This is a genomic window from Mycobacterium sp. E802, from assembly GCF_001666875.1.
Classification (GTDB): Bacteria; Actinomycetota; Actinomycetes; order Mycobacteriales; family Mycobacteriaceae; genus Mycobacterium.
This window is the reverse complement of the sequence record NZ_LZJD01000025.1, coordinates 19,518-32,419: the sequence shown is the minus strand read 5'-3', so window position 1 is coordinate 32,419 and position 12,902 is coordinate 19,518. Positions and strand designations below refer to the sequence as shown.

The window sequence follows — 12,902 nt, the reverse complement described above, 5'->3', positions numbered from 1 at the left end:
CTAGCATCGCTGTTCACCAATGCCGATCGGTGAAGCAGAATCGGAACGAAGGCGGCCTGCGCTTACACAAATATTGCACAGATTGTTCGACGAGGGCCTGATATCCACCTGTACGTTCTGAATCTAGTTGGCGGTCGCTTGCTGGGTGCCGCCAACTAGTGTCGCGTGTTGTTGATTGATTTACGATTGATCTTGCCGAGGAGTTCGTCGGCGGATTTGGTCCAGGCGAACGTTCGGGCGCGGTGGTTGTAGCTGTCGACGTAGGTGCGGATCGCATCCTGTAGTTCGGTGACGTCGGTGAAGGTGCCGCGGCGGATGGCTTGGCGGGTGATGATGCCGAAGAAGATCTCCACCATGTTCAGCCAGAGCAGCTGGTGGGGGTGAAATACAGTGTGAATCGCGGGTTTTTATCGAGTGAGGTTCGTACCTTGGGGTGTTTGTGGGTGGCGTAGTTGTCGCAGATGACGCACAACCGCACCCGGGGGTGGGCTTTGGCGACGAGTTTGAGGAAGGCCAGGAACTCGGCGTGGGTGTGGCACGTGTAGCAGGCGTCGGCGGTGATCCTGCCGGTGGAGACCTTCAGGGCGGCGAACAGGCTGGTGGTGCCATGGCGGCGATGTAGTCGTGGGTCTGCTGTTCGGGGATGTGTTGGCGCAGAGGCAGAATCGGCTGGGTCCAATCCAGTGCCTGAATCTGCGACTTGTCGTCAACACTGACAACGACCGAGCCGGCGGGCGGATCCAGGTAGAGCCCGACCACATCGCGCAGCGCGCCAACCGAAAACGTCGGGGAGAGCAGCGGTCGGCAATGTCCTGTCTCAATTAGCTTGGCAGGCAGAACCTTTGAACTTGCCAGAAATTCTGAGACTGCATCGCGATTGATCGTCTCAACTCTTGTGGCAGTTCCGTATTCTGCGCGAAAATGTACTGCTGGCGCAAACGGCGGGTGACACCCTCAACGCCGGCAATGTCACGGTGGTAAATCAGCACCGAAAGTTGCGCCACGCGTATGACTACTTCCGCGGAAGGGCCACGAATCCCGACGAGGTTGACGATGTTCACGAGAGCGGGACGTTCGACGGAGGCGGCTCTTGGTCGAGCTTTCTGTCAGGGAAGGAGGTCATGGCGATGCACGCCTTCCATGACCTTGTGGCCGCGATATCAGCCTTTTTGAGTTGCCTCGGACACGGGTGTTTGCTCTGTTCGATGAGATCGACGCCTACCTGCGCACGACGAATCCTCATGCGATGGAGTGGATAGATTCTGGGCTTGCCGTCCAGCTCGATGCCGCATTCAGGGCAGAGGTTGCAGCCTGCATCAAATCCAAGGGCAAGCTGGAACCGTTGATCGATCAGCACGCCTACGTGGAGGACATGATCGCAAACATGGATTACCCCTGAGCCCAGACCCATTGGTCATACGCGAAATGTCCGGTCTCAGTTTGTTGGCGGCCTAGCTGAGACGGTCAACAGCGACGACTGGTCGCGGATGGCCATTGGTTGGTCGGCACAGCCACGGCCACCAGTCCGGCAAGATCGGACATGCCCGGGCCGCTCAGCACTGGCGGCCAATCCAAGCTCAGCATCACCGTGCAGTCTCCAACCCACCGGTGCCGATCGAGGGCGACTTGTGGACTCATGTGTAGTCCGCCGACCCCGACAGTCCGCGCGAACAGTCCGCGCGAACAGCCGAGGGTCTGCTGGGAAGTCTGCTCACCTTCAGCTACTCGGTGGCGGGTCGTTGTCCGCCGCCCGGGTAAGTTGAAGCTGTGCGACTCGACCCCGGGCCTGACGGACCACCATAGGCGCTCAGGCTTTGCCACCCGTGATACGCCTGCGCATGTCATTCGGGTAGCAGAGAACTTCAAGCAGGTAGAGATACGGCAGCAGGACGATGTCCTCGGGCAGCTGCCCGTCGTGCTGCACCAGGATGTTGGCGAAGAGGTCGGCGTTGTCGCCCTTCTTGCCGCCGAATCCGTGCGTCGCGTTGCGAAAAACCTTCAGCAGCAGCGCAACTGCGTTCTCAGGCGACCTTGACTCGGTCTGTCCGTTTGGCAGATGGAACACCACTTCGTCTTCGCCGCGCTGGCGGTTGATGAAGAACCCCTGCTGCATCTCGGCCAGGGCTGCGATCGCCCGATCGGCGGCAGGCATCAAAATTTCGGCGACGGCTGGGTACATGCCGTCGCGCGCCCGGCGGGCAGCCTTCTGTGCGACCTTCAGTGTGCACAGGTCATCAAAGCTTCTGCCGGACAGGCGATCTGCGATGGTAACTAGCAGCGTGTACATCAACGCCAGTTGGGTAGCTCGATTGCGGCTGGAGGTTTGGATCGACGTCATGAGCCCGAAAGCTTGGCCAAAGGTCAGCATCCAGTGCTGGTGGTCATGAGGTGAGTACCAGCCGTTCGGGTCGCTGAACGTGGCCGGGTCCGACAGGTAACCGAACATCTGGTTCAGTCGGAAGGCCCACCAGTGGATCGCCCGCCCAGCCGACGCTGCGTCGAATTTCGTCGGCTTACGCAAATCGCGTCGTCCGAGCGCCGGCAGCAGTTGCATCGGCTCCATGGGATCCCGGCGGTATCCGTTGACGTCAAGGCCGAGGCTAAACAAAATCGTTGCCATCTGCCGTGAGGCCGGGATGCACCAGAAGCGTGGGCTACGGCAGCCGAGAAGTGGCCCTAGGTAATGGATTCCGCCGATGATGTCCAGGTACCAAGGCGTCGACGTGGCGAACATCGGCTCGCCCTGCGCCTCAGCCAACTTCAGATTGGCGAACGCATCGGGGTCTTGGGCGAAGCGGAACAACATCGCCGGTAGCCGGGCCCGACGCACCAGTGTGTCGGTAACGCTGACGAGGTGGGCGCTACGATTGGCGAACACCGGCTCACCTGTGCCCTCCAACCTGCGCTGACCGAGGTTGGCGTATAACTCTGATGCGCATGCTGGAAGGTCAGCGATCTTGGTCCGCAGCACATCACTCTGGATGGAGTGGAAATAGGCCGTCTCGTCGTCGCCGCCCAGGAACCGCTCCATGAGCCTGGTGTTCAAGTTTTCCCACTCGCCGGCGTGAGCCGGGTCGTTGACGATCGCGTCGATGTTCGGCAGCTGTTTGAGCACGTCGAACTTGTGCCCGACTCCGGTCTCGTCGGCGAGGGTCTGGCTGGTCACCAGCTTTTGGCTGACATCGGCCCTGATCGACCACTCGTTATACATCAGGTGACGGCCGCACAAGCCCAGGTATTGCAGAAACCCGCGAGTGTCACCATCGAACAACTCGGGCGGTATCTCGATGTGCACCAGGCGGCGGCTGGCGGCGCTGGTTGCGACAGCACCGCCTGGGCCCATATGGGCAGTCTAGAACAGTGGTGGTGGAGGGCCGGTTTCTCGGAACATCCGTGATTCATCCGATGAAACGGCGACGTTACCGATGTAGCGATGAACCAAGAGAACGCCTGGGGGAGCTGCTCGGAGGGCGACGCGGAGTCCCCTCCCAGTGTCACCGCCCCGGCTGGACGGTGGTGGCAGTTTGCTGCGCCCCCTGCCCGTTGGTTGGGAGGTGCAGCAGTCTGGTTGGAGTGAAGCCGTCAGCTCTAGGCGATGCCGCAGGATTGCGCGACGTGGGTGACGTTATCGAAGAAGTGAGGCCGACGTTGCCAGGCGGCTAGGTTGGCCGCTCGGCTGTCGGCTGAAGATCCTCGACGACTGCAGTGCGCTAGTGCGGACGATCAGCGGGCCGAGATGAAAGCCACCGCGCCCCTGCGATAGTGGCCACGGCTACCGCGATGAACAGGGCGGGTTGGGTGGCGACGGCGAGCAGCCTGTCTGCTTTTGTCATCTGATCGATGGCGGCGTCGAGTGCGTCAACGTATGTGGGGTATTGGTTGTTGAGGCTGTGTGCGGTGCGGTAGAGCCAGGCGTTGAACCACATGAAGACGGTCAGGTAGACGGCTGCAGTGCTTGCCGCCCAGCGCCAGCGGGCGGTGCCGGTGGCGCGTGCGGCGCGGTCGAGGATGACCGCCAGTAGCGGTACTGACCAAACCCAGTGGTGGCTCCACGCCAGGGGCGGCATTGTGCAGGAAAGCATGCCGGTGATCGTGATGGCCAGCAGGCGGTTCCCGGTGCGGTGGGCTTGATAGGCGGCGTATAGGCCAAGGAGACTGGCAAGACCGACAGCGGCCAGCCACAATAAGGCGGGCATTGGAGTGGGTTCCCAGATGGTGGCGAGGATCCCTCCGATCGAGTAGTTGCCGGGATGTGCCAGGGGGCCGATGCGGTCGGTCTGAAAGACAGCGTGCAACCAGTAGTCGGTAGAGTCTGCCGGTAGCACAATCCACGTCACGGCCACGGTTGCCACGGCGGTAGCCATAGCTGTGGCCGCGATACGCCATTGCCGGGTGACAAGCAGGTATGGCACAAACACGATGGCGGTCAGTTTGATGCCCGCAGCGATACCAGCCGCCCAGCCGTGCATTCGGGCGCCGTTGGGACGAGTCAGATCCCAGACGATGATCGCCATGAGAATCAGGTTGATCTGGCCCTGCCAGAGAGTGCCTCGCACCGCCTGGATGTCGAGAGCTACGAATGTCAGCGCGACGCTGATCAGCATGAGCCGCCGGTCCGGCCGGTAACCCAGGACGGTGGCACAGCGCCAGATCGTTGCCGCGAGCGCAGTGAACGACAATGCCATCCAAAGCGCCTTGGCTGTAGTGAAGTTCAGAACCGCCAGCGGAACGAAGGTGATTGCCGCGAACGGTGGGTAGGTAAACCACCCTCCTGCGGGCAGCTGATCGTGATAGATCCGCTGGCCATGCAGGATTTGGAGTGCGCCACGGCGGTAGATGTCCAGGTCACCGCCGTTGGTGAACAACCCCATGTGCGATGACGCATTGAACGGTTCCAGCAGATGGTGGACGGCAAGCGCGGCGATCGCGGCGAGGAATCCGACACCAACCGCTGCCCTCGGCACTGTTCGGGAAGGTGGTGGGTCTATCGTCGCGGTCTGGGCTGTCTGAATCACGCCGGTTGTGGGTCTTTCGTTTGATATCGGGGGTCAGGGGCTGATGCGGATGTGGCCGGGGTTCCATAGCCCGCTGCGGGTGGCGGTGGCGAGGTCGAGGTGGGCTTCGGGGGAGTCCACGATGGTGTCGAAGCGGCGCAGTGATCCCCAGTCGCGGCCCCAGTCGCGGTTGAGGTAGGTGGGCATGACGTGTGCGCGCAGCAGCAGGTCGGTGATGCCGATCGGCCCGCCGTTCTCGCCGGACTGCCAGGTGTCGGGCATTTCGATCTTGGCCGGATAGTCCGGTGAAATGCGGTAGTTGGGGACCTGGGTGACGCCGTTGTCGTGCAGCATGGGTTGCTGGCAAGGGAACACCAGGCCGACAGCCCAGTCGAGCAGAATCGGCTGCACCCTGCCGAGATATTCCTGCACGGAACGCAGCTCGGGGATCCGCGGCGGGGTGAACGCGACCCAGTCACCGGGGTCCAAGGATCGGTCTTCGGCCACGATCCGCACGTATAGCGCGTCGTCGGGAATGTCGGAACGGGGGAATCGTAGATTGCGCCAAGCTGGTTGGGGGCCGATGTCGTAGGGGGTGAGCCGACCGGTGGCTTGAGGCGTCCCGTCGGCGCCGGGGGTGGCGTATTCGAGCGCGACGGTCTGGGCGTCGGTGTGTCCGGACAGCACGCTGTCGCCGGTGATGGTTCCGGAGGCGGTGATCACGACGAGTGGGTGGGCGGTGTCGGCGGGCGGTAACTCGTACCAGGCCGAGGTCGCGATGGATGTTTGCTGCGCGCCGATGGTGAAGCTGCCGGCGACCGGGACGCGGCCGGGGTCGAGGCCGTAGGGCAACGGCACGCTTGAGCCGTTGATGCCGGGGTGGTCGAGGGCGATGGGGGCGTCCCAGTCGTAGTCGGTGCCGGGTTTCGGGTTGGTCTGCCAGATTGCCTCGGCCAGCGTGTGTGCGGGAATCCCGTTGGGGGCAAAGCCGTTAGGGCGGGTGCCGCCGAGTGGGCCGAGTGGACCCGTGCTGCCGGGAAGCGCTGTGAGGAAGCCGGCGTTGGGGTCGGGTTCGACGAGGACGTCGTCGGCCAAGCTGCAACCGCCGGCCAATGCACGTAGGTTGGCCCAGCCGTTGGAATAAGAGGGGTACTGGCGGACCACGCCGGTAAGCATGGAACCGAGGCACACGACGACCATCATCCCGGCCGCCCACGGGACCGGTGCGGCCGTCAGGCCTCGGCTGAGTCGCGATTCGGGGCGCTTGGAGGCGGTGAGGTGCAGCCAGCCCGCGTAGGCGCCGGTGAGCAAGCACGCGGCGAAGGCGATGCCGCTGACGGTGAGCGGCCCCCAGTGTGGGCTGCTGTTGTTGAACGGCACCCCGTAGCTTGAGACATACCAGTAGCCGTTGGTGGAGGCGAAACACAGTGCGACAACGAACAACACGGCGGCCAGGAACGCGAGCCGGTTGCGTTGCGAGCGCAATACCGTGGCCCCCATCAACACGGTGGCCAGTGCGGCCATCGCAGCGCCGACGGCCGCGAAGAGGCCGAAGTGGTGAATCCACTTGGTGGGGGTGAAGGTAAGCAGGAAGATCGTTGCCAGAATAGTGCCCATCAACCGCCATGCCGGTCCACGCGCAATGCCGGGTATCCGCTTGTGACGCAACATGAGAAGCATGGACGGAAACAGGCACACCATCGTGATCAAGATCCCGAATCGCCGAGACAGTGCCGCATCGGTGGTCGGCAGGATCAGATAGAAGTAGCGCAGGTTTTCGGTGTACCAGGGTTGGCTGGGGCCGATCGCGGTCCGCACCCGGGTGGCCTCCAACACCGTGGCGAACGTTTGATCGGCAAAGATCACCGTCAATACCACGAATCCGGCTGCCGCCATCGGCAGGACGATGGGCCAGATACCCACAACCCGTGCACGTTTGATCATCACACGCAGGACGGGGCGGCCACCGGCCAGCAGGGCTGCGACCGCGATTAACCCGGTGGGTTGGATTCCCAACGTGAATGCGGCGACGACGATGGCCACGGCGGCGGGGGTGACCCGGCTGGAGATGATGGCGCGTTCGATGAATACGTAGGTGATGAGCGCTCCGGTGGCGATCTGGCCTTCGGGGCGGAGCCCGTTGTTGAACGGCATCCACGCGGCGATCAGAACCAGGGCAGCCGCCCACACCCCGGCCTTGTTGCTGGTGACTGCAGGCCCTAAGCGGGGCAGCACTTCTCGTGATAACAGCAGCCAACACACCAGCATGCAGATCAGGTCCGGCAGCCGCAGCCACATGCTGGCCTGACTGACGTGGGTCATGGCGGCGATGAGGTGGTAGAACCAGCCGAACGGATCTTCGGGGCTGCCGAACCAGCGGAAGTAGTTGGACATGTATCCGGCGTGGCTGGAGACGTTGGCCATCTCGAATTGGTAGCCGTCATCGGAGGATCCGGCGCCGGCGACGAACCACACAACTGACACCAAGATCACGGTCGCGTCGACAGCGGTGAACGTACGCCAGCGCATCGGGATCAGCCGCCGGGCCCGTCGCTGGTCGAGGCGGTCAAGTCGCCACAGTGCCAGCAGTGCCACCGCCGTGGCGGTCATCCCTACGAGCATTGCGGCGAGCTTGAGCGGTGTGGGCGAACTGGTGTAGCGGGTATCGATGGTCGCCGACGCTGAAAAGCCTGGTGGGGCAGGGCCGGTGAGATCGGTGAAGATGCCGACGATCTGGGGCCGCAGGTTCGGATCGGGAAACCCGCCGCGCAGCGGTTCGCCCGTGTCGGGATCGGTGAGCCCGACAACGGTGGCGAACGTGCCCGCCTGCGACGAGGACACCTCAAGCCGCTGGCAGTCCTGGGTGGTGATCCGGGAGCGCGGCACGCTCAGGACGGCAACGTTGCGCACGATGACGTCGACCCGCTGCTCGGTCACAGTCACGAATAGTCCGTTGAGGGTCGCCTGCTTGCCGGCCGCGGGTGCGGTGCCGAGCACCAGCCCACCGTGCTCGGGCATGGCATCGATAACCCCACACGGGACCGACATGTCCAGTGACAGCGGGGTCAAGGTGATCAACGGCGCGGTCACGCTGCCCAGCTGATCGTGCTGGGGCCAGTTCAGTGCGGCGGTGGTCTGCACGACCGGAAGAACCGGAATTAGCGCACTGGCGACGAAACCGGCCAGTCCCGCGATGACTGCGACCCAACGCGCCAACCGTACGCCGCGGCACGGCGCGCTGCGGTCATCGTTGTTGTCGGCGGTGACGGCGTCGGCTTGGGTGTCTCTGACCGCCGTCACTGGGCGGCGGCCTGAATGATGTTCCCTCCCACCGAACAACCAATATCTGAAGCATCTGTTACAGTCAAGTGTGCCCCGCCCGATCGACCACGCCAAACGAGAGGCGCTGCTCGCCGCCGCGGGCGTCGTTCTCGCGCGCACCGGCGTCGTCGATACCTCCCTGCGAACGCTGGCAGCTGAGATGGGAACCAGCGCACGCATGCTCGTCTACTACTTCGGAAGCAAGGAGCAGTTGATTCTCGAGGTCATGATCCGCCAGCAACGGGCGGCGATACCCGAGACCGATGACCTGGAACTTCCGGTGTCGATTGAGGCCCATCGACAGTGGTGTTTCGAAGACTGGCACGCCTGCACCCGTGGTGAACGCCGCGACACCCTGCGCGTCGTGTTGCAGGTCTTTGGCGCCGCCTGCGGCCTCGACAGCCCCTATCGCGAATACACCTGGGACACTTTGTCGTTGCTGACCCGTAATTCGCAGGCCCGCCTTGAAGCACTGGGAATGCCCACCCACGTCGCCGAAACGCGGTCACGCATCGCGTTGGCAGCCTTCCAAGGATTCATCATCGAGTACTTCACCGCCGACGACCCCGCGCACGTCGACGACACATTCGCCAGATTCGTCGATGAATTCCTCCTCGCCCCGTTCGAACCCGGAAGCCGATCGGCGAAGAAGGACGGCGTGTGACGCGGGCCAGCACGGACGTCCGGGACCCTGCCCAGTCACGTACGGACTGCCCACAACAGAAGGTCGGCCCCCCGCATCCGCGGTCAGGTTTCGCCGACTTGCGCCGCGGGCTTGTCAGTGCGGCACTGGGGCTGGCGGCCTACTACGGAGCGCGGTATCTCGGCGCATCCCCGGTGGAAGCGTTGTTAACCAGTACCGCCGTTTCGGCGCTGCGTCTCGGCTTTTCCGCCGTCCGGACCCGTACCTTCGACCCCATCGCAGCGTTCCTCGTGACCGCCAACGGCATTACGCTCGCCGTCGGCCTCTTGTCACAGTCAGCGGTGATCACGATGCTCGGCCAACACATTCCCGGTGTCGTCTTTCAGCTCTTCGTGACCGTCGGGTTGTTCAGACAACGGCCCATAACTGAGTCACTCGTCAACTGGTTGAGGCCCGGCTGGGTGCAGCAATACATCGCGAACCGCGAGCAGAGCGACGCGGAGGCCCGCGCATTTCACCGCAAGCACATGCGTCTCACCCTGGCCGTCGCAATCGCCGGCTTCGTCCACCTAGCCGCAGCGGCATTCGTCATCTTCACCCTGCCTGTCGATATCGCCAAAGGCACACTCAGCGCACTCGCATTGGCCACCGATGTCGTAATCGTGGCGATCGTGCTCGGCGGCATCGGCCAGTTTCACCGTCGACGACGATTCTGTAGCGGATGAGTACCTGGCCGGTTGTGAAACTCCAGCAAACTTGCCAACACGAGCCGGTCGCACTCCACATGCTAGGTACGAGTCAATGCGCACACCGAAGATCGCATCCACGTCCAGCCAGATCGCGCGCGTTCATCCCGTTCCCCCTCACACCAACCTGCCGTCGGCCATCAAGGACGCCGACATCGTCGTCGCCGCCGTGGGTCGTCCCGAAGTGCTCAAAGGCGACTGGATCAAGCCCGGCGCCGTGGTCATCGACGCCAGTCACAACCCCGGCAACGTCGGCGACGTGGACTACTCGGCTGCGGCTGAGCGGGCCCGCCTCATCACTCCGGTTCCTGGCTGCGTCGGCCCCACGACTATCGCCGTGTTGCTCGCTCAAACCGTCGACGCCGCCGAGCAGGCCTGGCTTGGTACTGACTAGCCGTTAAACGCCGCGCAGCGCCTCGAACACTCGATGGGCGGGGAACGGGTGCCGCTGCAAATAGTCGCGGATACGGGCGGTGCATGCTTCGACTGTCTCCTCGCTGGTGTTGACTTCAACGTCATAGAGCCCGTGCTGGTGGACAACCTCGATCTGGGCAACGGCTGTGCCGGCCACGCGGTCTCCGCGGGCAGCCTCCCGGTGGGTCAGGTCGTTGGGCTCACAGTGCACTCCTACAAAGACGACATCGACGTCCACCATCACGGTCAGTAGATCGGGCAGACGCCAGGGCTCACTCAGCACGTGGTCCATCACGATGTTGTTGCCCGCCAGCGCCATTCCTCGAACTGCGCGGTGAAATCCGGCGCGGGTGCGGCGAAGTACCTCACTCAAACCGTCCGTGTCGAGATCGTGAGTCTGCCGTTCGGCGCGCATCGCCCCGAACATGTCCACACCCATGTGAAACCACGGGGTATCGAAGTCAGCGATCAACTGGTGCGCGAGCGTGGACTTACCCGAGCTTGAGACTCCGTTGAGTAAGACCACCTGCCCAACCTCTGCGCTCCCGGCCATGACGGTCATCATTCCAGTCCGATCGATGGGGTGGCCACGTCGACCGTGGTGAGGTGGTCTACTCATGCATGGGTTCGAGTTGACCGTAGAGCAGTTCGATGGCTGATTGGTGTGCTGCGACGATGGCTTAGAGTGCGGTGATCTCTTTGTCTTTGGGGCGAGCTTGTGGCGCAGCGCGGCGACGATGCTGGGTTCCACGTTCAGTGACGATTACCGCCAGATGTTCGGACTGGGCGACGATGCGTCGGCTGAGTACGAGTTTCTTGACTGCGCCTCGGGCGCATAGGCGTTCGGGGCCAGACTGTGGACACTCAGCTATGCGCTGAGTGAATCCACAGGTCCCGACGCATCGGGCCGGGGGAGTCCTTGCCCGTCGGCAAGCGATGAGTATTGCAGTAATTGCAATACACTGTCGGAGGGTTTTCGGCCGATGAAGGCGGCGTCGAGCAGTTCGTCGGCCAGTGCGCGGGTAACCATCCAGACCCGACCGGTAGCTCGCCACACGTTCGGGTGAGCTGCGGGGACGTTGAGTGCCTTTTGGATCTGACTATCGATGAATGCCCTGCGGTCTGGAGCTGGCACGCGGGGATCGCAGGCGGTGTCGAGAAAGTGCCGGCTGGTGAGAGTTTGGGCGATGGCGACTTGTTCGCGGTAGAGCAGGGCGTGTTCGTCGGTGATTCCGGTGTGTACGCGGGCCGTGGCTAAGTCGGATCCGAGGGCGAGCGCAGCTGCCTCGATACTGATCCGCATGGTTTCGCCGTCGTAGAGGAGGCCGCGTTGAGCGTGCAGTGTCCTGAAGCGTCGTTCAGCTGCGAGCGCCGGACGATAGTCGTGGAGGTCGAATTGGGGGCGGCCGAGCCAGCGGCGGTGCCGCAAACATACGAGGCCAATCTCGGGCAGTCGGCCTGATGATGGTTGGCCTCGGCTGCAGCGCAGGCACAGCGGTCGTTCATGGACTGGGTTGTCGCGGTGAGTTTTTGGAGTTTGGAACGCATTGGTGTGGAGCTGTCCGAGTTGTCGCCACACGCGAGCGCGCGAGTCGGTTGAACGCGCTCTGGACGTCAGTATGCCTCGGGACCGCAGTTCGAGCTCGACTTCGCGCAGGGTGGTGTGGTTGTTGGTGGCAGCCCGGTGAGCGTATGAGGTGATGGTTTCGCCGTGATAGATCTTGGTGCGGATCGGCAGCGGTTGAAGGTTCATATCGCGTTCTTCAGCGGTTTGCGTGTCCGGGGACGCGGCGGCGTGGCTGCGTGGTGTTCATCCGCTGCGCGGTCGGTCTTGATCGAGTCCAGCAGTGCGCGGTCTACTTTCTCCGAGCCTTCTTGGATTGCCGCGATGGCTGCGTCGTTGAGCAGTGCCCGAAGCGAACCGATACTGCCGCCCGTTCGGTCATAGAGATAGGGTGACAGTTCTTCTAGCGATCCCTGCGTGTGTTTGGTCAACGGCAGGAGTGTTTCCAAGCCGAGGACAAGTTCGGCCCAGTCGTCCCGTTGGGATTGACTGCCGTGGCTGTACGGTGTTATTTCGTGGACGATCATGCGGGCCTTGATCTGTCGTCCCATGTGGCCGGCGAAGAGGTCGCTGGTGAGCAAGTCGATTCCGGCGTAAATGAATGTTGCGTCGAGCCGTTCACTGAATACTTTGAGGGCGGAGGCGGCTTCAGCTCCGACACTGCTATTGGTTTTGAGGTTGTGTACTTCGTCGACGATCACCAGTGTGGTTCGCAGGTCTCGAAGTACGGCGACGACCTGCTCGGTGATGTCTTGGGCGGTGTATTTGCTGCGGGTGACCAGTCCAAGCCAATTGGCGAAGGCCAGCATCATCATCTTGGGGGTGGTTCCTGGTGGCACCACGGCGTAAACGACTGGGGCGTAGTTGGCATCGGCGCCGAACTTGGTTCTCATGCGTTTCTCGTGGCGCTTGCCGATGAGTAGTGCGGCGGTACTCTTGCCCAGTCCGGCGGCGCCGCTGAGGGCCAAACCTCTGCGGGCGGTGGCGGTTTGGGCGGCATTGCGTGCCAGGGTGATCCTGGTTTGGCGGTCGAGTGCTTTGGTGTCAGCGGTTTCCAGGACGATATCGGCGGAAAGCCACGCGATGCGCTCGTCGTCGTATTGGGCTCGTGCATCGGCAGTTAGCGCTGAGAGTTCGCTCGCGGTGAGCACGTCGGGAGCGGTGGGGGTGTAGCTCACGAATTCGCGCCAGGCGGTGAGCGAATCGGGGATGGCCATGGG

The 12,902-nt window shown here is 63.0% G+C and carries 14 protein-coding genes; 4 read left to right on the top strand and 10 right to left on the bottom strand.

All coding sequences use genetic code 11. The features are described from left to right. Window positions 1-155 precede the first annotated feature (155 nt). The 4 genes from A5699_RS30230 to A5699_RS03900 form a co-directional block, all read right to left on the bottom strand. Complete coding sequence (locus A5699_RS30230; protein ID WP_157561072.1) at window positions 156-356, bottom strand: IS3 family transposase; 201 nt, start codon at window positions 354-356, stop codon at window positions 156-158. Window positions 357-358: 2 nt separating this feature from the next. After that, window positions 359-583 carry a hypothetical protein gene (locus A5699_RS30225; RefSeq protein ID WP_369806656.1) on the bottom strand — a complete coding sequence of 75 codons (225 nt, stop codon included), beginning with the start codon at window positions 581-583 and terminating at the stop codon, window positions 359-361. Next, window positions 580-759, bottom strand: a complete 180-nt coding sequence (locus A5699_RS30220; RefSeq protein ID WP_067765655.1) for a hypothetical protein — start codon at window positions 757-759, stop codon at window positions 580-582. The genes A5699_RS30225 and A5699_RS30220 overlap by 4 nt, the downstream gene beginning before the upstream one ends. Window positions 760-821: 62 nt before the next feature. Further along, window positions 822-1,061: a hypothetical protein gene (locus A5699_RS03900; RefSeq protein ID WP_067765652.1), complete on the bottom strand. Its 240-nt coding sequence runs from the start codon at window positions 1,059-1,061 to the stop codon at window positions 822-824. 128 nt (window positions 1,062-1,189) lie between these two features. Between A5699_RS03900 and A5699_RS03895 the strand changes: the two genes are divergently transcribed. Next, window positions 1,190-1,399, top strand: a complete 210-nt coding sequence (locus A5699_RS03895) for a hypothetical protein (RefSeq protein WP_067765649.1) — start codon at window positions 1,190-1,192, stop codon at window positions 1,397-1,399. 408 nt (window positions 1,400-1,807) lie between these two features. Here A5699_RS03895 and A5699_RS03890 read toward each other — a convergent pair whose 3' ends face one another. From A5699_RS03890 to A5699_RS03880, 3 genes are all read right to left on the bottom strand, one after another. Further along, window positions 1,808-3,343: a hypothetical protein gene (locus A5699_RS03890; RefSeq protein ID WP_067765646.1), complete on the bottom strand. Its 1,536-nt coding sequence runs from the start codon at window positions 3,341-3,343 to the stop codon at window positions 1,808-1,810. A gap of 367 nt (window positions 3,344-3,710) precedes the next feature. Beyond that, window positions 3,711-4,964, bottom strand: coding sequence for a glycosyltransferase 87 family protein (locus A5699_RS03885; RefSeq protein ID WP_067765643.1), 1,254 nt, complete (start codon window positions 4,962-4,964; stop codon window positions 3,711-3,713). Window positions 4,965-5,048: 84 nt separating this feature from the next. Further along, complete coding sequence (locus A5699_RS03880; protein WP_067765640.1) at window positions 5,049-8,294, bottom strand: arabinosyltransferase domain-containing protein; 3,246 nt, start codon at window positions 8,292-8,294, stop codon at window positions 5,049-5,051. Between the two features lie 70 nt (window positions 8,295-8,364). On the opposite strand from A5699_RS03880, the gene A5699_RS03875 reads away from it, so the two are divergent. From A5699_RS03875 to A5699_RS03865, 3 genes are all read left to right on the top strand, one after another. Further along, complete coding sequence (locus A5699_RS03875; RefSeq protein ID WP_231965565.1) at window positions 8,365-8,979, top strand: TetR/AcrR family transcriptional regulator; 615 nt, start codon at window positions 8,365-8,367, stop codon at window positions 8,977-8,979. Next, window positions 8,976-9,683: a VC0807 family protein gene (locus tag A5699_RS03870; protein ID WP_067765634.1), complete on the top strand. Its 708-nt coding sequence runs from the start codon at window positions 8,976-8,978 to the stop codon at window positions 9,681-9,683. Before A5699_RS03875 ends, A5699_RS03870 begins: the two co-directional genes overlap by 4 nt. 76 nt (window positions 9,684-9,759) lie before the next feature. Beyond that, the gene (locus tag A5699_RS03865) at window positions 9,760-10,098 is read left to right on the top strand and encodes a hypothetical protein (protein ID WP_067765631.1); all 339 of its coding nucleotides are present in this window, start codon (window positions 9,760-9,762) and stop codon (window positions 10,096-10,098) included. A 3-nt stretch (window positions 10,099-10,101) separates the two neighbouring features. On the opposite strand, the gene A5699_RS03860 is transcribed toward A5699_RS03865, so the two are convergent. The 3 genes from A5699_RS03860 to A5699_RS03850 all read right to left on the bottom strand — a co-directional run bounded on the left by A5699_RS03860 (window position 10,102) and on the right by A5699_RS03850 (window position 12,899). Beyond that, window positions 10,102-10,671: a chloramphenicol phosphotransferase CPT family protein gene (locus A5699_RS03860; RefSeq protein WP_067765814.1), complete on the bottom strand. Its 570-nt coding sequence runs from the start codon at window positions 10,669-10,671 to the stop codon at window positions 10,102-10,104. 315 nt (window positions 10,672-10,986) lie between these two features. Next, a complete protein-coding gene (locus A5699_RS03855) occupies window positions 10,987-11,871 on the bottom strand; it encodes a hypothetical protein (RefSeq protein WP_067765628.1) in 885 nt (294 codons plus the stop codon). Then, on the bottom strand, window positions 11,868-12,899 hold the full coding sequence (locus A5699_RS03850) for an ATP-binding protein (RefSeq protein WP_067765625.1): 1,032 nt from the start codon (window positions 12,897-12,899) through the stop codon (window positions 11,868-11,870). Before A5699_RS03850 ends, A5699_RS03855 begins: the two co-directional genes overlap by 4 nt. Window positions 12,900-12,902 lie beyond the last annotated feature (3 nt).

Excerpts from the sequence above, each read along its gene's own strand:
- A5699_RS03850 (WP_067765625.1), bottom strand. The coding sequence starts at position 12,899 with ATGGCCATCCCCGATTCGCTCACCGCCTGGCGCGAATTCGTGAGCTAC.
- A5699_RS03865 (WP_067765631.1), top strand. The coding sequence starts at position 9,760 with ATGCGCACACCGAAGATCGCATCCACGTCCAGCCAGATCGCGCGCGTT.
- A5699_RS03860 (WP_067765814.1), bottom strand. The coding sequence starts at position 10,671 with ATGGCCGGGAGCGCAGAGGTTGGGCAGGTGGTCTTACTCAACGGAGTC.
- A5699_RS03855 (WP_067765628.1), bottom strand. The coding sequence starts at position 11,871 with ATGAACCTTCAACCGCTGCCGATCCGCACCAAGATCTATCACGGCGAA.
- A5699_RS30230 (WP_157561072.1), bottom strand. The coding sequence starts at position 356 with ATGGTGGAGATCTTCTTCGGCATCATCACCCGCCAAGCCATCCGCCGC.
- A5699_RS03890 (WP_067765646.1), bottom strand. The coding sequence starts at position 3,343 with ATGGGCCCAGGCGGTGCTGTCGCAACCAGCGCCGCCAGCCGCCGCCTG.